This window comes from Burkholderia multivorans ATCC BAA-247 (assembly GCF_000959525.1).
Classification (GTDB): Bacteria; Pseudomonadota; Gammaproteobacteria; order Burkholderiales; family Burkholderiaceae; genus Burkholderia; species Burkholderia multivorans.
In genome coordinates, this window is sequence record NZ_CP009832.1 from 3,277,725 (window position 1) to 3,295,755 (window position 18,031).

The window sequence follows — 18,031 nt, forward strand, 5'->3', positions numbered from 1 at the left end:
GGGTCAACCGCCTCGCACTCACCGTCGAAATTCGCAGCGATCCGAGTGCCTGTGCCGCCGACCTATCCACATCCCGAACCGCGCTTCGATGGATCGTTAGCCGACGGCCGCCGATCAGCTTCGCAACAAAGTCGAGCCTTTTCGCAGCCGACATCTGCGCACCGTAAACCGTGCCTCGCGATGCGGTTGCTCTCGCTCACCGTCGCAACGCACAGCGATCCGAGTGTCCGTACAGCCGACATATCCACGTCGGACGCACCGTAACCGAGAACCGACCTTTTGGCGCTCACCGGTCGAACGCACAGCAAGCCGACTCTCCTCGCGGCAGCCATGCCGACGTCAAAGCCGTACACAAGCGGAAGGCCTCGTGCTCGCAATCGCGCGAAAAATCCGCGCCGCCCGCCAGTGTGCCCAAAGGCCCCCAATCTCCCGCGCGCCCGCGTCCCGCTTCGCTTCGACGCCGCCGCTCACCGACAAAAAGCACAGCGCTTCGAGTCCCTTCAACGCCGACCTATCCACACACGCCGCCGACGTCCTCGCCCACGCCAACACGATTCATCGTCGAAACGCCGACAGCCCCGCCAAATCGCGGGGCACGGATACTACCGCGAAACGCGCCTGGCGCTCGCGCGCTTACGCTCTCTCGTCCCGATCTGCGCACATAGTTCGTATATAACTAGTTATTCAAGCACACCAACCCTAAAGCCCCACCCCCGACATTTTTCCCCGCGGAATCGCCGCCCACCCGCACCGCTCGGTTACGCTTGAGCATCCGTCGATTTCGACACCCTGCACGGAGGCGCGATGAAGCTCTACTACTGGCCGAAAACCCGGGCGTTCCGGGCGTTGTGGATGCTGGAGGAAATCGGCGCCGTCTACGAGCTGGTGCCGATCGACCTGCGCTCGCACGAACAGGGCAGCGACGCGTTCGTGCAGGTGAATCCGATGGCGAAACTGCCCGCGCTCGACGACGGCAGCGCGCCGTTCGCCGAATCGGGCGCGGTGCTGCTCTATCTTGCCGATCGCTGCCCGGGCGCGGGCCTCGGCATCGCGCCGGACGACCCGGAGCGCGGCCGCTTCCTGCAGTGGATGTTCTTCACGCCCACCTGTCTCGAGCCGGCCATGGCGGAAAAATTCACCGGCGCGTCGGGCAACCCGGTCGCGTTCGGCTGGGGCAACATCACGCGCGTGCAGCGCGCGCTCGCGCAGACGCTCGCGCATAGCCGATGGCTCGTCGGCGACCGCTTCACCGCCGCCGATCTGCTGCTCGCGAGCACGCTGAAGATCGCCTTCGACGCGCATCTGCTGCCGCACGAAGGTGTGCTCGGCGACTACGTCGCGCGCGCCGAGGACCGCGACGGATACCGTCGCGCGGTCGCGGTCGAGCAGCGCGAAGCGGCGCGGCTGCTGCACGCGTAATGCACGGCGGCGCGCCCGCGGCCAGATTCGCCCTCGCACCGGCTCGCGCGCGTCGCGCATAAAAAAACCGGCGGCTCGGCCGCCGGTTTCGTCTCGCGCGTTCGACGACGCGCCGCCGTTACTTCCGGTCGACGATCACGCGGTCGAACGTGCCGCCGTCCGCGAAGTGCGTCTTCTGCGCGTTCGCCCAGCTACCGAAAATCTGCTCGACGCTGAACGTCTTCAGCGGCTTGAACTCGGTCGCATGCTTCTTCAGCACGTTCGCGTCGCGCGGACGCAGATGATGCTGCGCGATGATCTCCTGCGCCTCGGGCGTGTACAGGTAGTCGAGATACGCCTGCGCGACCTTGCGCGTGCCCTTCTTGTCGACGACCTTGTCGACGACGGCGACCGGCGGCTCCGCGAGAATGCTCGCCGACGGATAGACGGCATCGAACTGCGCACCGGACGCGCCGGTGTCCATCAGCGCGACTTCGTTCTCGAACGTGACGAGCACGTCGCCGATGCCGCGCTGCGTGAACGTCGTCGTCGCGCCGCGGCCGCCGGAGTCGAGCACCGGCACGTTGCGGAAGATCGCCTTCTCGAACTCGAGCGCCTGCTGATCGGTCGCGCCCTTCTGCTTCTGATAGCCCCATGCGGCGAGATAGGCGTAGCGGCCGTTGCCCGAAGTCTTCGGGTTCGCGATGATCACCTGCACGCCCGGCTTCGCGAGATCGCTCCAGTCCTTGATCGCCTTCGGATTGCCCTTGCGCACGAGGAACACCATCGTCGTCGAGTACGGCGAGCTGTTGTCCGGAAAGCGGGCGCGCCAGTCTTTCGGCAGCAGTTGGCCGCGCTCGGCGAGCAGGTCGATGTCGTTCGGCTGGTTCATCGTGACGACGTCGGCCTGCAGCCCTTGCAGCACCGACAGCGCCTGCGCGCTCGACGCGCCGTGCGACTGCTTGATCGTCACGGTCTCGCCGGTCTTCTGCTTGTAGGCGGCCGCGAAGCTCGCGTTGATGTCCTTGTAGAGCTCGCGCGTCACGTCGTACGACACGTTCAGGATCGACGTGTCCGCGTGCGCGACCGTTGCCGCCGCGACGAGTGCCGCCGCCGCGCCCGTATGCAGCCAGCGGCCGATCCCCTTGATGCTTGCCATCGTGATATGCCCCGTTTCCTTGGTGGTGGATGCGCGACGGCGCTGCGCCGTCATCGAAACGTAAGCGGGCATTCTAGCGGCCGCGTCCCGCGCGCCTTCCAATCTGTCGTGCAAAGCAAATCACGAATCGTCATAAGCAAGCAGCGCCCCACGCCCGCGCGCCGCAATGCTAAGATCGCCGCTCAGCCCACGTCACGGTTCATCCATGTCCGCCATCCTCCGCTCGCCGTCGCTTTCCGCCGCCCTCGCGGCCGGCGCGCGCGCGGCCGGGCTGAAACTGAAAAAACGACTCCTCGACTGACGGGGATGTCGCGTCCCGTCAGGCGAATGCCGGACGGGATGCCTGCAGGTCGTTTCTTTTCCTTGCTCGCACGCCTCGCACCGGCATAGCGCCGGCGGAACGGTTGTCTCCCTCCCGTTCTCACCATGAGGCTTTGCATGCACACATCACCCCGTTTTGAAGGTATCTGGCTGCCGATCGTCACGCCGTTTCACCGCGGCGACGTCGATCATCGCGCGCTCGCGCGCCTGGCGCGGCACTATGCGGCCGCCGGCATCGCAGGCTTCGTCGCCGGCGCGACGACCGGCGAAGGCGTGCTGCTCGATGCACGCGAGCAGGACGCCGTGTTCGCGACGCTGCGCGACGCGGTGCCGGACCGGCCGATCGTCGTCGGGCTGACCGCGAGCGCAACGCACGCCGCAGCCGCGCGCGCCCGCGAACTCGCGGCGCTGCGCCCGGACGGCCTGCTCGTCACGCCGCCCGTCTACGTGCGGCCGACGCAGGACGGCATTCGGCGCCACGTCGAAGCGATCGTCGAGGCGGCCGACCTGCCGGTGCTCGTCTACAACATCCCGTACCGCACCGGCGTGAACGTCGAACTCGACACGCTGCAGGCGCTCGCGCGCGATGCACGCGTGGCCGGCATCAAGGAATGCGGCGGCACGCTCGAGCGGATGAGCCGGCTCGTGCACGAGACGCCGCTCGCGGTGCTGTCCGGCGACGACAACCAGAACTTCGCCGCGCTCTGCGCCGGCGCGCACGGGACGATCGCGAGCAGCGCGCACGTGCTGCCCGAGCGGCATGTGCGGATGCACGCGCTGCTGCGCGACGGCCGTCTCGCCGACGCGCGGCATATCGCGGTCGCGTTGCAGCCGCTCGTCGCCGCGCTGTTCGCGGAGCCGAATCCGGCGCCGGTGAAGGCCGTGCTGGCCGCGCAAGGCTGGTGCGACGACGGCTTGCGTCTGCCGTTCGTGCCGGCCAGCGACGCGCTGCGCGCGCGGCTGCGCGCGCTGTGCGCGGAACTCGATGCACATGCGCCGGCGAGCGCGATGGCGTAGCGCGGCGCGGCGCGCATCGAATCGGCGATACGTCGTGCGCGCGCGCCGCTGCACGCTACGCGGCGAGTGCGGCCGCCGCCGGATGTGTCGCTTCGCGCACGGCCTGCGTGACGATCCGCGCGAGCCGATCGACGGTCGGCGTCGCCGACGACGTGCGCCGCAGCAGCACGAGCGGCACGCTCGGCAGCGCCGGCAGGCCGCATGCGGCGGCGTCGAGCACGCGCACCGACGCCGGCAGCCCGTAGTGCGAACGCACGGTCAGCCCGAGGCCGGCCGCGGCGGCCGCCCACAGCCCGGCGAGGCTCGGCGTCGTAAATGCGACGCGCCACGGCACGCCGGCTCGGTCGAGCGCATCGGTCGCCGCGCCGAAGAACCGGCACGGCCGGTCGAACATCACGAGCGGCAGCGGTTCGGGTGTCGCCACGATCGCGCGCAGGCCGGCTCGATCCTGCGCGCCTGCCGCCGCGCCGCCGTCGAACTCGGGTTGAGTCGCATGTGCGGCGCCGATCCACCGCATCGGGACGTGCGCGATCGTCTCGCTGTCGATTCCCGGCCGCGACGCGCGCTCCGCCGACGCCGGATCGCCCCATACGAGCGCGAGATCGAGCTGGTTCGCCTCGAGCCGGTCGAACAGATCGGCATTGCGCGATACGCGCGCGTCGATCCGCACCTTGGGATGCGCGCGCGCAAAGCGGCCGAGCACGTCCGGCAGGATCGCCTCGCCGAAATCCTCCTGCAGGCCCACGCGCACGCGGCCGTCGAGGTTCACGCCGCGCACGGCCGCGGCCGCTTCGTCGTTCAGCTCGACGATCCGCCGCGCATAGCGCAGCATCGCCTCACCCGCGTCGGTCAGCGCGAGCCCGCGGCCGGCCTTCACGAACAGCGGCGTGCCCGCCTGCTCTTCGAGCTTGCGGATCTGCGCACTGACGGCCGATGTCGAGCGCGCGACGCGGTCCGCCGCCTTCGCGAAGCTGCCGAGGTCGACGCCCGCGACCAGGCTGCGCAACGCCGCGATGTCGAAGTTCGGTTGCGCGAGCGTCGTATCGCCGCGCGGCTCAATGGCGTGTTCGTGTTCGGCCATGTCGACCATCCCGTTTTATCGAACGATTCGTCAAAAACTTTCCGATTTTCAGGATGAATGTAGGCGACGACACTGTGACTGTCAATTTCCGTCCCGGTCTTTCGCCATGGAACGCTCGCTTGCCCTTTCCCGTTCGTCTGCCGCGCGCCGCTGCGCCGCCCGCTGGCTGGTGCTCGCAGCCGGCGTTGCCGCGAACATGAGTTTTTCCGCCGCTGCGGCCGGCATTCCGACCACCGCGGTCTGGATGCGCAGCGCGTATCGCCTCGACAATGGCTCGCTCGGGCTCGTGCTCGGCGCACTCGGGTTCGGCGTCGCGCTGTCCGAGCTGCCGTGGGGCATCGCCGCCGACCGCTTCGGCGATCGCCGCGTGCTGTTGACCGGCCTGCTCGCGACCGCCTCGATGCTCGCGCTGATGGCCGTTGCGATCGTGCCGACGCCCGACGCGGTGCCGCCGCTCGCGCACATCGTCGCGATGATGTGCGGCGTCGGGCTGCTTGGCGGCAGCGTGAACGGCTCGAGTGGACGCGCGGTGATGCGCTGGTTCGGCGAGCGCGAACGCGGGCTCGCGATGAGCATCCGGCAGACGGCCGTGCCGATGGGCGGCGGCGTCGGCGCGGCACTGTTGCCGTGGCTCGCGTCGCACGCCGGTTTCGGCGCCGTGTACGGCACGCTGATGCTGTTGTGCGCGGGCTCGGCCGTGCTGACGTGGTGCTGGCTGCGCGAGCCGCCTGCGGCGGCAGATGCCGCGCAGCCGCACGCGCGGCAACCGGCTGCCCCGCGCGCGACGACGCCGCTCGCGAACCGCGCGGTCTGGCGGCTCGTGATCGGTATCGGCGTGCTCTGTGTGCCGCAATTCGCGGTGCTGACGTTCGCGACGGTGTTTCTGCACGATTTCGGCCGGCTCGGCGTGGCCGGGATCAGCGCGACGATGGTCGCGCTGCAGCTCGGCGCGATGGCGATGCGCGTATGGAGCGGCCGCCATACCGACCGCCATCGGAACCGGCGCGCGTATCTGCGCGGATCGGTGCTCGTCGCGGCCGGCGCGTTTGCGCTGCTCGCGGCCGCGACGGCCGGCACCCCGCAGGTGCCGGTCGCGGCGATCGTCGCGATTCTCGTGTTCGCGGGCATCTGCGTATCGGCCTGGCACGGCGTCGCCTACACCGAACTCGCGACGCTGGCCGGCGCCGACCATGCCGGCACCGCGCTCGGCATGGCCAACACGATGGTCTATGTCGGGCTGTTCGTCACGCCGCTCGCGATCCCGCCTCTGCTCGCGGCGAGCACTTGGAGCGTCGTGTGGCTCGCGGCCGGCGCGTGCGCGTGCGCGACGCTGCCGCTGTTCCCGAAACGGCCCGCGTAGCGCACGGACTCAGAACGTGTAGACGGCCGACAGCATCGCCGCGCGCCCGTCGCCGAACTCGACGGCCGACGAGCGCGACGCGTTGCCCGGCTGCTGCCGCACGCGCTCCACGTACGCGCGATCGAACAGGTTGTCGACGTTCAGCTGAAACCGCAGCCGCCGGTTCACGTCGTAGCTCGCCATCAGGTTGTGCACCCAGTACGCGCCGAGCGTCCCGTCGCCTTCGGACGTCACGTTGCGCCGGCCGACGAAATGCGACCCATAGCCGATCGTCCAGCCGGCCGGCAGCCGATAGGTCGTCCACAGATTGAACGCGTGCCGCGGCGTGTTGCCGAGCGCCTTCCCGTTGCGACGCGGCGACGACGGCGAGTCGAGCGTCGCGCTCGCGAGATACGTGTAGTTCGCGAACAGATCCCACTTCGGCGTGATCTTGCCAGCCGCGCCGAGCTCGACGCCGCGCACGCGCTGCTTGCCGGCGAGCAGGTAGCTGCCGTCGGACATCCGTTCGCGTGCGTGGTGCTTGTACGTCTGGAACAGCGCGCCGTTCACCGCGAGACCGGCGAGCCCCTCCCACTTCGCGCCAAGTTCGACGCTCTCGTTCTTCTCGGGCGCGAGGCCGCCCGATGCCGCGTTCACGCCGCTGCCCGTCGTGACGAGGAATTCCGCCGACGGATTGAACGACGTGCCGTATGCCGCGTAGATGCGACCGTTGTCGGTCGGCTTGAACACGAGCCCCGCGCGCGTGCTCAGATGACGGTCCGCGGTGTCCGCGCGCTCGGTCGGCTTGCCGGCCGGCGTATTGCGCGCCCAGCCGTCGATCCAGTCGTGACGCAGCCCGACGTCGAGGTCCCAGTACCGGCCGAACGAGATCGTATCGAACGCGTACAGCGCCTTCACGTCGAGCGCCGTATCGGTGCGCGCGGTGTTCTCGCGGCGCGCGGGGCCCGTCCAATAGCCGGGCGGCGCGGCAAGCGCATAGCCGTTCTTCGGGAAGTGACGCGCGAGCCCGTGCGAGTAGGTGCTGCGCGCGTACGTCTCGCGCGAGATCTCGAAGCCCGCGACGAGCGTATGGCCGACGCCGAACGTGCTGAATTCGCCGGTCGCGTTCGTCTGGTTCATCCACATCGCGGTGGACGCGTCGCGCCCGTAGCCCTGCGGCCCTGCCGGCTTGTAGCGCCCGGGCGGCATCCCGTCGAGGTTCGCATGCGACGCGGAAATCACCGTGTCGCGATTCAGATGCGCGTAGCGGCTCAGGTTCTGCAGCTTCAGCTGCGGCGACACGTCGTGCTCGGCCTTCACGGTGAACGTATTGGACTCGATCCGCTCGCGGTCGAGGTTGCGCCAGCCGAAATAAGCATCGCGCGCGACGCCGCCGAGCACCTGGCCGTTGCGCGCGGGCAGCCCGTAGTCGGGCAGGTTGTGGTCGTACTGGTGGAAATAGCCGAGCGTCACGCGCGTCGGCGTGCCGAGCCCGAAGCCGAGCGACGGTGCGACGCCCCAGCGCCGCTTGCGGATGTCGTTGCGGCCGGGCACGTCGTTCACGTGAGCCATCGCATTGAGCCGGAACACCGAACTGCCGTCGCTGCCGGGCAGCGGGCGGTTCGCGTCGAGCGTCGCGCGCCGGTAGCCGGACGTGCCGAGCACCGTGCCGGCCTCGATGAACGCCTTGCGCTGCGGCGCCTTGCTGATCAGGTTGACCGAGCCGCCCGTCGTGCCCGCGCCGCCGAACACCGAATTCGGCCCCTTGATGACCTCGACGGCGTCGATGTTGAACAGATCGCTGCGATTGTTCTGCGCGCTGTCGCGCAACCCGTCGAGCTGCAGGTTCGCGTGCGCGCTGAAGCCGCGGATGAGCAGCATGTCGCCCGACCCGCCGCCGCCCTCGCCCGCGTTGAACGTGATGCCCGCGACGTTGGACAGCGCTTCGCGCAGGCTCGTGACCTGCTGCTCGTCGAGCACCTCGCGCGGCACGACGGTGATCGTCTGCGGCACGTCGAGCAGCGGCGTCGCGTATTTCGCGGAGCCCGAACGATCGACGCGCGAGCCGGTGTCGCGCTCGCCCTGCACGACGATCGGGCTCAGGTGCGGCGCGCGCCGCGGATCGGTGTCGTCCGCAGCGGCCGGCGCGGCCGCGCAGGTCATCATCGCGAATGCGACGGAAACAGCCGGGCGACGCGGCGGCGTCGCGCTCGACTGGATCGGGCTCGTCATGGTCACTTCCCCTTCATCAATGAGAATGGTTCTCATTCAAAATAAAAGGGCGCGACATGGCAATCGGACGGAAACGAAATTTCCGTGGAAGCGGCGCCTGCCGCTTCGGCGCGTCGAGCGGCGTCAGGCCGTCAGGCCGCCTCGCGTGCGAGCGCGCGCCGCGCGGCCGGCCGTTCGGCTTCGCGCTGCGCGTGCGCGGTCCAGGCGCGATGCCGCGTCATGTCGAAGCCGATCGCGCCACCCCACCGGTACAGCACCAGCAGGAACGGATCGACGATCGAATGGCCACCCGGCTCCGCCCACGTGCGTCCGTCCGCGAGCGCCGCCTCGATCGTCGCGTTCGCCGCGTCGATCACGCTGCGTCCATGCTCGCTGATCGCACCGTGCAGCGCCGGATCGCCGACGAAGCGGCCGGGCCGCCACAGCGTGCCGTAGCCGACGCCGTGCACCCAGCCGACGAGCCAGGCGAGCCATTCGTGGCACCGCGCTTCGCGCAGCGCATCGTCGAGCGGCAGCAGCTGCGCATCCGGATGGCGGCGCGCGAGATACGTCAGGATCGCCGGCGTTTCGGTCAGCACGCGCGACTCGCCGGGAATCGCGAGCACCGGCACACGCGCTTTCGGGTTGATCGCGAGATAGCCGTCGGTGAGGTTCTCCTGCTTGCGGACCTGCACGATCTCGACGTCGAACGGTGCGCCCGTTTCTTCGAGCGCGATATGAGCGGCGAGCGAACACGCGCCCGGCGAAAGATAGAGACGATAGGCGTTCATGGTGGCATTGCCCCGGCGGGCCTGTGAAAGACGAGCACGAGTGTAGGAATGCCGCGCCCGCGGCCGCAAACGATGAATTGTCGTGCTCGGACATTAGTGTTACTAATGCGCAATGCGACGCATCCATCTCCCTCCGCTGCAGACTTTGCGTGCGTTCGAGGCCGCCGTCCGGCTGCAAAGCTTCACGCGCGCAGCCGACGAACTCGCGCTCACGCAAGGCGCCGTGAGCCAGCACATCCGCGCGCTCGAGGCGCAGCTCGGCTATCCGCTATTCACGCGCGAACGCGGCGGCGCAACGCCTTCTCACGCCGCGCATGCGCTCGCGCTGCAGGTGCGCCAGGGGCTCAGCGTGCTCGAGCGCGCGTTCGAGCCGACGCACGCAGTGCGCGCCCGGCCGCGCGCCTGCGACGTCACGCTCAACGTCAGCGTGCTGCCGAGCGTGGCCGAGCGCTGGCTCGCGCCGCGGCTGCCGCGCTTCGCGGCCGCGCACCCGCAGATCTCGATCGTGCTGCATCCGGACACAGCGCTCGCGCCGCTTCGCAAGCGCGACCGCATCGACGTCGCGCTGCGCTATGGGCCCGGCACGTGGCCGGGCGTCGTCGCCGAGAAGCTGATGAACGAGACCGTGTTTCCGGTCGCGAGCCCCGCGTACCGCAACCGCGACGGCATCGCGCCGCGCGCGCCGGCCGATCTCGTGCGCGCGACGCTGCTGCGCCATCCCGCGCAGCCGTGGGAACCGTGGTTTCAGGCCGCGCGGCTCGATCTGACCGAATCGGCGCGCGCGCCGCGCTTCGCGGACGCGAACGCGCTGATCGACGCGGTGCTGAAAGGACGCGGCGTCGCGCTCGCGCGCCGCTCGCTGATCGAGCGCGAACTCGCGAGCGGCGCGCTCGTGCGCGTATCGACGGTGCGCATCACCGACGTCTACGCACACTACGTCGTGTGGCGCCCCGGCCATCCGCGCGAAGCGGCGATCCGCACCTGGCTCGACTGGCTGCGCAGCGAAGTGCGGCGCCGCACGCCGCGACGCTGACGCGTGCCTCAAGCGGAGGCGGCCATCACCTTGTCGAGCGTGATCGGCAGATCGCGCACGCGCACGCCGGTCGCGTGATAAACCGCATTCGCGATCGCGGCCGGCACGCCCGTGATGCCGATCTCGCCGATCCCGCGGATACCGAGCGGATTGAAATGCGCATCGCGCTCGTCGACGAACGTGACGTCGAGCTCGCCGATATCGGCATTCACCGGCACGTGATACTCGGCGAGATTCGCGTTCGTGAAGCGGCCGGCGCGCAGGTCGAGATGCGAGCCTTCCTCGAGCGCGGTACCGAGCCCCCACACCATGCCGCCGAGCAGCTGGCTGCGCGCCGTCTTCGCGTTCAGCAGCGCGCCGACGCTGTACACGCCGACGATGCGCGGCACGCGTATCGTGCCGAGCTCCGCGTCGACGTGCACTTCCGCAAACACCGCGCCGAACGAATGGAACGCGTAGCGCTGCTTCTCGTCGCCCTGCTTCGTCGTCGCGAGCGCCTCGATCGGTTGCCCGCCCGCACGCGCGATCACCGCGGCGGCCGGATCGCGTCGCGATCGGTCTGCGCGATGCACGACCCAGCCGTCGTCGACCGTCACGTCGTCCGCCGCGGCGCCGTGCAGCGGTGAAGCCGCGTCGGCGATCGCCAGCGCGATCAGCTTCGCACGCGCCTGCAGCGCCGCCTCGCGCACGGCCGGCGCGACGCTCGCGGCCGACTGCGAGCCGCCCGACACGGGCGCACCGGGCAGCCCCGAATCGCCGAGCGAGAAGCGCACGTTCTGCGGCGCAAAGCCGAGCGCGTCGGCCGCGACCTGCGTCATCACCGTGTAGGTGCCGGTGCCGATGTCCTGCGTGCCCGACGCGACTTCAGCCGTGCCGTCCGGCAGGATCCGCGCGCGCGCCGATGCCTCGCTGCGGTTTCCCGGATACGTCGCGGCCGCCATCCCGAGGCCGATCAGCGTATCGCCGTCGCGCAGCGTGCGCGGCGCCTGCGTGCGGCGCGACCAGCCGAAGCGCTGCGCGCCGACGCGATAGCACTCGCGCAGCGCATTGCTCGACCACGGCTTGCCGTCCTCCGGATCGACCTGCGCATAGTTCGCGAGCCGCAGCGCGACCGGATCCATGCCGAGCTGCCACGCGAGCTCGTCCATCGCCGATTCGAGCGCGAACGAGCCGGACGCTTCGCCGGGCGCACGCATGAACGTCGGCGTGCCGACGTTCAGCGACACGATCCGATGGGTGGTCGCCTGGTTCGGCACCGCATACATGATCCGCGACGGCATTCCGCACATCTCGGTCCAGTCCTCGATGGTCGACGTCGTGACGATCGAATCGTGGCGCATCGCGGTCAGCGTGCCGTCGCGCCGCGCGGCCAGCACGAGGCGCTGCTCGGTCAGCGGCCGTCCGCCCACCGGGCCGAACATCTGCGGCCGCGTCAGCACGAGCCGCACCGGTCGCCCGGTCTGCTTCGCGGCCATCGCGCACAGCGACACGTGCGACCACGACGAACCCTTGCAGCCGAACCCGCCGCCGAGAAACGGCGAGATCACGCGCACGTGCTCCGGCGCGATTCCGAACACGGCGGCCACGGCGTTGCGCGTGCCGGTCACGCCCTGCGTCGCGTCGTGCAGCGTGAGCGTCGGTCCGTCCCAGCGCGCCATCGTCGCGTGCGGCTCGATCGGATTGTGATGCTGCATCGGCGTCGTGTACGTCGCGTCGACGTGCACGTCGCCCGCGCGCAACCCTGCGTCGACATCGCCGCGCTGCGTGTCCATCTCGCGCCCCTGCTGCTTCGGCGGCACACGCGCGCGGCGCTTCTCGCGCGCGAAATCGAGCGCCGCCTCGCTCGCGCGGTAATGCACGCGCACCCCCTGCGCGGCGTCGGTCGCATGTTCGAGCGTATCGGCGACGACCACCGCGACCGGCTCGTTGCTGTAGCGCACCGCGTCGTCCTGCAGCAGCGTGAGCCGGCGGCCGGCCGGCGGCGATAGCGGCGGCCGGCCCGCGTTCGGCAGGCGCAGCGCGTTTTCGTGCGTCATCACGAGCAGCACGCCGGGCATCGCGCGGGCGCGCGCCGTGTCGATCGACTCGATGCGGCCGCTCGCGATCGTGCTCGTCACGAGCACCGCATGCGCGAGCCGCGCATCGTCGAATTCGGCTGCGTAGCGTGCGCCGCCCGTCACCTTCAGTACGCCGTCGACGCGGTCGAGCGGCTGTCCGGTCAGCGTGTTCATGCGTGTCCTCCCGTCGATCGCGCGGCCGTCTTCACCGCGCGCACGATCGCGCGCTGCGCGAGCGCGACCTTGAATGCATTGCCGTCGAGCGGCTGCGCATCGCGCAGCGCGAGCGCGGCCGCTTCGCGCAACGTCGCATCGGTCGGCTCGCGACCGGCGAGATGCTGCTCCGCGGCCGTCGCGCGCAGCGGCTTGTGCGCGACGCCGCCCAGCGCGATGCGCGCGTGTTCGATCCGCGCGCCGTCCATCCGCAGCGCGGCGGCAACCGACACCAGCGCGAACGCATAGCTCGCGCGGTCGCGCACCTTCACGTAGTGCGCATGGTCGGCGAACTGCGGCGGCGGCAGATCGACCGCCGTGATCAGTTCGCCCGGCTCGAGCGTCGTGTCGAGATCGGGGCGGTCGCCGGGCAGCCGATGAAACGACGCGAACGGAATCTGCCGCTCGCCGCGCGGGCCGCTCGTGCGCACGACGGCGTCGAGCGCCGCGAGCGCGACGCTCATGTCCGACGGATTGACGGCCACGCAATGGGGACTCGCGCCGAGAATCGCGTGCATCCGGTTGTCGCCGCCGATCGCCGCGCAGCCGCTGCCCGGATCGCGCTTGTTGCATTGCGCGAACGCCGGATCGTAGAAGTACGGGCAGCGCGTGCGTTGCATCAGGTTGCCGCCGACGGTCGCCATATTGCGCAGCTGCGCGGACGCGCCGGCCAGCAGCGCTTGCGACAGCAGCGGATAAGCGCTGCGCACGCGCGGATGATCGGCCGCGTCGCTGTTGCGCACGAGCGCGCCGATCCTCAGCCCGCCGTCCGGCAACGCGTCGACCGTGTCGAGGCCCGCGATATGCGTGACGTCGATCAGCGTGACGGGCCGCGCGACGCCGCCCTTCATCAGATCGAGCAGGTTGGTGCCGCCGCCGATGAACGCGGCGCCCGGCTGCTGCGCGGCGCGCACGGCGCCCGCGACGTCGGTCGCGCGTTCGTACGAAATCGCTTCCATGACGCGGCCCTCCGCTTACGCGTTGCGCCCGTGCGCGGCACGCACGGCGGCGACGATGTTCGAATAGGCGCCGCAGCGGCACAGGTTGCCGCTCATGCGTTCGCGGATCTCGTCGTCCGACAGCTTCGGCGGACGCTGCCGCACGTCGGCGGTGGCGGCGCTCGCCGCGCCCGATGCGAATTCGTCGAGCAACGCCGTCGCCGAACACAGCTGGCCCGGCGTGCAGTAGCCGCACTGGAACGCATCGTGTTCGACGAACGCGCGCTGCACCGGGCTCAGCACGCCGTCGCGCGCGAGCCCTTCGACGGTCGTGATGCGCTGCCCTTCGTGCATCACCGCGAGCGTCAGACACGCGTTGATGCGCCGTCCGTCGACGAGCACCGTGCACGCGCCGCACTGGCCGCGGTCGCAACCCTTCTTCGTGCCGGTGAGCCCTGCGTATTCGCGCAGCGCGTCGAGCAGCGTGACGCGCGGTTCGAGCTGCAGCGTATAGGCATGCCCGTTGATGTCGAGATGAACGGGGCGTGCCGGCACCGCTGCACGCGACGGCAGGGCCGACGCCGCGCTCGCATGCGGCGGCTGCGCATGCATGGCCGGCGCCGCGCCGACCGTTGCGGCAGCCGCCGCCGATTGCAGGAAGCGCCGCCGCGCGGCGCTCGACGGCGTATCGTGAACGGGCGGCGTCGCGCCGTGCTGACAAGGCGCCGCGGGCGAACATGGGCCGCGCGGCGCGGATGAGGGGGAAAGAGGTCGATCGGTGGACATGACTTCTGCTCGCTCCATGAATTGAGGGACGCAGATGTGGACGTCCGCGCGCGCAATGGCGACGCGGACGAAGCACGCGTATCGGCTGCTGTAGCAATCGCGATGCCGCGCACGGCGCGCGTGCGCCGCGCATCGTGCGGTTCGTGCGTCGCAAGCGCTTGCGCGAGGCGCGCGCGGCTCGCGTCGCCGTTCCTGACGCGAACATGACGCGGCGCTGGCGCGCGACGGTCGCCGCGCGGTCGATGCGGCAAAAAATGCACATACGGCCGCTGCTTGCGGACATCTCGACCGATTGCCGCGCACGTCGCGCGATCGCGCAACAGGCGGCGACACGTACGCGCGTTGCACCGAATGTCGCTGCCGATGCATGCGCGATTTACCGCGCGTTGGAAATCCGGCGCGGCGAAAGCGTTCGGTCAGCCGCACGAAAGCGTTTTGCGATCACGCGGCCGTCGCAAACGATTCACCGAAACGTCGCATCGCGCCGGCATACTCGAAAACGTTCCCGATCGGCCCGCCAGGAGAGTCCTCATGCATCGCGTCGCGTTCGTCGTCGTTCTTTGTGTCGCCGCGCTGGCCGCCTGCAGCGACGACGCGCCGCACGACACGCAGGCCGCCGACGCATCGCAACAGGCCGGCGCCTCCGCCGGCAGCGCGAACGCGTTCAACGGCGGCGCCTCCGCGAACGTCGCGGCGTCGGCGGCCGCGCCGCTCGCGCCGCCGGTCGTGCACTACCCGTCCGACGACGACGATGCGCAGGCCGCGACGGATGCGCGCGCATCGGATGCCGCCGCCGCGCCGTCGCAGTGATTTCCGCCGTCCCCTTCCCCGCATCGCAGAACCGAGGTGAATAACATGACGTCATCCAGCCGCCGCCGTTTCCTGCATACCGTCGCGCAATCCGCGGGCGCCGCCGTCGCGCTCAACGCGTTTCCCGAATCGATCCGTCGCGCGCTCGCGATTCCGGCCGCGCGCGGCACCGGCACGATCCGCGACGTCGAACACATCGTCGTGTTCATGCAGGAAAACCGCTCGTTCGATCATTATTTCGGACACCTGCGCGGCGTGCGCGGCTACAACGACCGCTTCCCGATCCCGCTGCCGAACGGCAAGCCGGTCTGGTATCAGCCGTCGAAGGCCGATCCGTCGCGCGCGGTGCTGCCGTTCCGGCTGAACACGCTGACGACGAGCGCACAGTGCGTCGGCGATCTCGATCACTCGTGGTACAAGACGCACGCGGCGATCGACGGCGGCCGCTACGACCAGTGGCCGGCGAACAAGACCGACATGACGATGGGCTACCACGTGCGCGAGGACATTCCGTTCCACTATGCGCTCGCCGACGCGTTCACCGTCTGCGATCACTACTTCTGCTCGCTGCCGGGGCCGACGCACCCGAACCGCGCGTATCTGATGACGGGTACGGTCGATCCGACCGGCAAGTTCGGCGGCCCGCTGCTCGACAACAACGACTACGTCGACGGCGACGGTCCGCCCACCTATCAGCTGCTGTCGTGGACGACGTTCCCCGAGCGGCTCGAGGCGCACGGCGTGTCGTGGCAGATCTACCAGCAGGGAACGACCGGCAGCGATCCGTACAACGGCAACTACGGGACGAACATCCTGCAGAATTTCGCGAACTTCATCCATGCGCAGCCGGGTTCGTCGCTGTACCAGCGCGCGCAGACGGTGCGCACGCTCGACGACCTGAAGGCGGACGTGCTCGCGGGCCGGCTGCCGCAGGTATCGTGGCTGCTGCCGCCCGCCGCGTTCTCCGAGCATCCGAAGTACACGCCCGCGTACGGCGCGAACTACACGTCGCAGATCCTCGATGCGCTGACGGCGAACCCGGACGTCTGGCGCAAGACCGTGCTGTTCATCATGTACGACGAGAACGACGGCTTCTTCGATCACATCGTGCCGCCGCAGCCGCCGACGTCCGACGCGCAGGGCGCGTCGACGGTGACGACCGACGGCGAGCTGCACACGGTCGTGAACCCGGGCCGCGGCGGCAGCTACACGGCCGACGGCCTGCCGTACGGCCTCGGCCCGCGCGTGCCGATGACGATCGTGTCGCCGTGGACCAGGGGCGGCTTCGTCTGTTCGCAGGTGTTCGATCACACGTCGGTGATCCGCTTCATCGGCGCGCGCTTCGGCGTCGACGAGCCCAACATCACGCCGTGGCGCCGCACGGTGTGCGGCGATCTGACGTCGGCGTTCGACTTCCGCTCGTCCGACGCGACGTTCCCGCCGTTGCCGGACACGAGCCAGTACCGCTCGCTCGCCGATCAGCAATGCACGTCGCAGCCGGCGCCGACGGTGCCCGCGACGCCGTCGCCGATCGATCCGCAGGAGCCCGGCGTGCGTCCCGCACGCGCGCTGCCGTACGAGCTTCACGTGAACGCGACGCTGCGCGGCGCACACACGCTGCGCATCGAGTTCGCGAACCGCGGCGATCAGGGCGCGCACTTCTACGTGTACGGGACGAACCGGACCGACGGCCCGTGGCGCTATACGGTCGGCGCGCGCCGCGTGCTGCATGCGGAATTCGACCTGACCGTGACGAACGGCGCGTATGCGTTCTCGGTGTACGGGCCGAACGGCTTCGTGCGGATCTTCGCGGGCGACGTGTCGGCGGCGGCCGCGCGGCGGCGCAACGACGCGCAGCCTGAAGTGAAGGCCGGCTACGACGTCGCCAACGGCAATCTGTATCTGAAGCTGCACAACCACGGCACGGCGCGCGTGACGCTTACGCTGACCGACAACGCATACGGCGCACCGTCACGCGAGGTCACGCTGCACGGCGGCGACGAGCGCGTCGAGCAGTGGCTGCTGGCCTCGAGCCACCAGTGGTACGACGTGACGGTCAGCGACGGCGCGTACGGCACGTTCTCGCGCCGCTACGCGGGACACGTCGAGAACGGCCGGCCGAGCTATTCGGATCCGGCGGCCGTGCGGCCGGTGGCGGCATAGCCAGCGGCGCCGCGCGCGGCATCAGAACGCGTGCGCGAGCGCGCGTTCGACGCGCGCGGCCGCCACCTCCGGCTCCGCGTCGCGAAACCGCAGCGGCGCCGCGCAGTGCACGAGCGTATCGACGAAGTATTTCGCGCGCGGCCACGGCCCGAAGCCGGCCGCCGTGTTGATGTGACCGGCATCGCCGAGATTGACGAACGCGCTGCCGAGCTGTTGCGCGAGCGTGCGCGCATCGGCGAGCGGCATCCACGGATCGGTTTCGCTGCCGATCACGATCGACGGCACCGGCAGGCGGCGTGCGTCGAACGGCCCGGCGAACGTGAATTTGCGCGGGCTCGCGGGCGCGACGAGCAGCACGCCCGCGACGTCGGCCGCGAGCGGCCACTGCCCGAGCGCATGCGCGGCCGCGAGGCAGCCGAAGCTATGCGCGGCGAGCACGAACGGCCCGCGCTCGCGTTCGAGCAAGGCGCGCACGGCCTGCGCCCAGCGCGCGAGATCGGGTGCATCCCAGTCGTCCTGCTCGACGCGCAGCGCGCGCGGAAACTGCCGTTCGAGCCAGGTCTGCCAATGAGCGCCTTCGCTGCCGTGCAGGCCCGGAACCGTCACGAGCCGCGGCGGCCACGCCGATTTGCTGCATCCGCGCATGATTGCCCTCGCTTGCTTGTACAGGTAGGCCGATTGTCGCGTGCGGCGCGCGGCAGCCGAACCAATATT

General features: G+C 70.0%; 15 protein-coding genes. 7 read left to right on the forward strand and 8 right to left on the reverse strand.

Annotated elements, in window-relative coordinates; all coding sequences use genetic code 11:
- Positions 1-804 precede the first annotated feature (804 nt).
- Entirely contained in the window at positions 805-1,419 is a 615-nt protein-coding gene (locus NP80_RS27680) for a glutathione S-transferase family protein (protein WP_006411629.1), read from the forward strand.
- Positions 1,420-1,537: 118 nt separating this feature from the next.
- Here the strand turns inward: NP80_RS27680 and NP80_RS27685 are convergent, their stop codons facing one another.
- The gene (locus tag NP80_RS27685; RefSeq protein ID WP_035948059.1) at positions 1,538-2,557 is read right to left on the reverse strand and encodes a sulfate ABC transporter substrate-binding protein; all 1,020 of its coding nucleotides are present in this window, start codon (positions 2,555-2,557) and stop codon (positions 1,538-1,540) included.
- 205 nt (positions 2,558-2,762) lie between these two features.
- Here NP80_RS27685 and NP80_RS31960 point away from each other — a divergent pair, with 205 nt between their 5' ends.
- Together NP80_RS31960 and dapA are read left to right on the forward strand one after the other, a co-directional pair.
- Positions 2,763-2,858 (forward strand): histidine kinase, encoded by a 96-nt coding sequence (locus NP80_RS31960; RefSeq protein ID WP_369717755.1) that lies wholly within the window; start codon positions 2,763-2,765, stop codon positions 2,856-2,858.
- Between the two features lie 137 nt (positions 2,859-2,995).
- Positions 2,996-3,895, forward strand: coding sequence for a 4-hydroxy-tetrahydrodipicolinate synthase (gene dapA, locus NP80_RS27690; protein WP_006407123.1), 900 nt, complete (start codon positions 2,996-2,998; stop codon positions 3,893-3,895).
- Positions 3,896-3,950: 55 nt separating this feature from the next.
- On the opposite strand, the gene NP80_RS27695 is transcribed toward dapA, so the two are convergent.
- On the reverse strand, positions 3,951-4,985 hold the full coding sequence (locus tag NP80_RS27695) for a LysR substrate-binding domain-containing protein (protein WP_045594290.1): 1,035 nt from the start codon (positions 4,983-4,985) through the stop codon (positions 3,951-3,953).
- A 97-nt stretch (positions 4,986-5,082) separates the two neighbouring features.
- On the opposite strand from NP80_RS27695, the gene NP80_RS27700 reads away from it, so the two are divergent.
- Positions 5,083-6,336: an MFS transporter gene (locus NP80_RS27700; protein WP_006410885.1), complete on the forward strand. Its 1,254-nt coding sequence runs from the start codon at positions 5,083-5,085 to the stop codon at positions 6,334-6,336.
- A 9-nt stretch (positions 6,337-6,345) separates the two neighbouring features.
- Here the strand turns inward: NP80_RS27700 and NP80_RS27705 are convergent, their stop codons facing one another.
- Together NP80_RS27705 and NP80_RS27710 are read right to left on the reverse strand one after the other, a co-directional pair.
- Positions 6,346-8,547 carry a TonB-dependent receptor gene (locus NP80_RS27705; protein ID WP_035947461.1) on the reverse strand — a complete coding sequence of 734 codons (2,202 nt, stop codon included), beginning with the start codon at positions 8,545-8,547 and terminating at the stop codon, positions 6,346-6,348.
- A 131-nt stretch (positions 8,548-8,678) separates the two neighbouring features.
- A complete protein-coding gene (locus NP80_RS27710) occupies positions 8,679-9,317 on the reverse strand; it encodes a glutathione S-transferase family protein (RefSeq protein ID WP_006407127.1) in 639 nt (212 codons plus the stop codon).
- A gap of 112 nt (positions 9,318-9,429) precedes the next feature.
- Here NP80_RS27710 and NP80_RS27715 point away from each other — a divergent pair, with 112 nt between their 5' ends.
- Entirely contained in the window at positions 9,430-10,350 is a 921-nt protein-coding gene (locus NP80_RS27715; RefSeq protein WP_006407128.1) for a LysR substrate-binding domain-containing protein, read from the forward strand.
- Between the two features lie 8 nt (positions 10,351-10,358).
- Here NP80_RS27715 and NP80_RS27720 read toward each other — a convergent pair whose 3' ends face one another.
- The 3 genes from NP80_RS27720 to NP80_RS27730 are packed head-to-tail and all read right to left on the reverse strand — an operon-like array spanning position 10,359 to position 14,344.
- Positions 10,359-12,581: a xanthine dehydrogenase family protein molybdopterin-binding subunit gene (locus NP80_RS27720; protein WP_006412125.1), complete on the reverse strand. Its 2,223-nt coding sequence runs from the start codon at positions 12,579-12,581 to the stop codon at positions 10,359-10,361.
- The gene (locus NP80_RS27725) at positions 12,578-13,579 is read right to left on the reverse strand and encodes an FAD binding domain-containing protein (RefSeq protein ID WP_006398082.1); all 1,002 of its coding nucleotides are present in this window, start codon (positions 13,577-13,579) and stop codon (positions 12,578-12,580) included. The genes NP80_RS27720 and NP80_RS27725 overlap by 4 nt, the downstream gene beginning before the upstream one ends.
- Positions 13,580-13,594: 15 nt before the next feature.
- The gene (locus NP80_RS27730; RefSeq protein WP_035948547.1) at positions 13,595-14,344 is read right to left on the reverse strand and encodes a (2Fe-2S)-binding protein; all 750 of its coding nucleotides are present in this window, start codon (positions 14,342-14,344) and stop codon (positions 13,595-13,597) included.
- 531 nt (positions 14,345-14,875) lie between these two features.
- On the opposite strand from NP80_RS27730, the gene NP80_RS27735 reads away from it, so the two are divergent.
- Together NP80_RS27735 and NP80_RS27740 are read left to right on the forward strand one after the other, a co-directional pair.
- A complete protein-coding gene (locus tag NP80_RS27735; RefSeq protein WP_045594292.1) occupies positions 14,876-15,154 on the forward strand; it encodes a hypothetical protein in 279 nt (92 codons plus the stop codon).
- Positions 15,155-15,199: 45 nt separating this feature from the next.
- Positions 15,200-17,317 carry a phosphocholine-specific phospholipase C gene (locus tag NP80_RS27740; RefSeq protein WP_006410435.1) on the forward strand — a complete coding sequence of 706 codons (2,118 nt, stop codon included), beginning with the start codon at positions 15,200-15,202 and terminating at the stop codon, positions 17,315-17,317.
- Between the two features lie 21 nt (positions 17,318-17,338).
- On the opposite strand, the gene NP80_RS27745 is transcribed toward NP80_RS27740, so the two are convergent.
- Positions 17,339-17,962: an RBBP9/YdeN family alpha/beta hydrolase gene (locus tag NP80_RS27745; RefSeq protein ID WP_035947122.1), complete on the reverse strand. Its 624-nt coding sequence runs from the start codon at positions 17,960-17,962 to the stop codon at positions 17,339-17,341.
- Between the last annotated feature and the right edge of the window lie 69 nt (positions 17,963-18,031).

Coding starts and splice junctions, on each gene's coding strand:
- NP80_RS27730 (WP_035948547.1), bottom strand. CDS start 14,344: ATGTCCACCGATCGACCTCTTTCCCCCTCATCCGCGCCGCGCGGCCCA.
- NP80_RS27685 (WP_035948059.1), bottom strand. CDS start 2,557: ATGGCAAGCATCAAGGGGATCGGCCGCTGGCTGCATACGGGCGCGGCG.
- NP80_RS27720 (WP_006412125.1), bottom strand. CDS start 12,581: ATGAACACGCTGACCGGACAGCCGCTCGACCGCGTCGACGGCGTACTG.
- NP80_RS27695 (WP_045594290.1), bottom strand. CDS start 4,985: ATGGTCGACATGGCCGAACACGAACACGCCATTGAGCCGCGCGGCGAT.
- NP80_RS27735 (WP_045594292.1), top strand. CDS start 14,876: ATGCATCGCGTCGCGTTCGTCGTCGTTCTTTGTGTCGCCGCGCTGGCC.
- dapA (WP_006407123.1), top strand. CDS start 2,996: ATGCACACATCACCCCGTTTTGAAGGTATCTGGCTGCCGATCGTCACG.
- NP80_RS27710 (WP_006407127.1), bottom strand. CDS start 9,317: ATGAACGCCTATCGTCTCTATCTTTCGCCGGGCGCGTGTTCGCTCGCC.
- NP80_RS27725 (WP_006398082.1), bottom strand. CDS start 13,579: ATGGAAGCGATTTCGTACGAACGCGCGACCGACGTCGCGGGCGCCGTG.
- NP80_RS27705 (WP_035947461.1), bottom strand. CDS start 8,547: ATGACGAGCCCGATCCAGTCGAGCGCGACGCCGCCGCGTCGCCCGGCT.
- NP80_RS27715 (WP_006407128.1), top strand. CDS start 9,430: ATGCGACGCATCCATCTCCCTCCGCTGCAGACTTTGCGTGCGTTCGAG.
- NP80_RS27680 (WP_006411629.1), top strand. CDS start 805: ATGAAGCTCTACTACTGGCCGAAAACCCGGGCGTTCCGGGCGTTGTGG.
- NP80_RS27745 (WP_035947122.1), bottom strand. CDS start 17,962: ATGCGCGGATGCAGCAAATCGGCGTGGCCGCCGCGGCTCGTGACGGTT.
- NP80_RS27700 (WP_006410885.1), top strand. CDS start 5,083: ATGGAACGCTCGCTTGCCCTTTCCCGTTCGTCTGCCGCGCGCCGCTGC.
- NP80_RS27740 (WP_006410435.1), top strand. CDS start 15,200: ATGACGTCATCCAGCCGCCGCCGTTTCCTGCATACCGTCGCGCAATCC.
- NP80_RS31960 (WP_369717755.1), top strand. CDS start 2,763: ATGTCCGCCATCCTCCGCTCGCCGTCGCTTTCCGCCGCCCTCGCGGCC.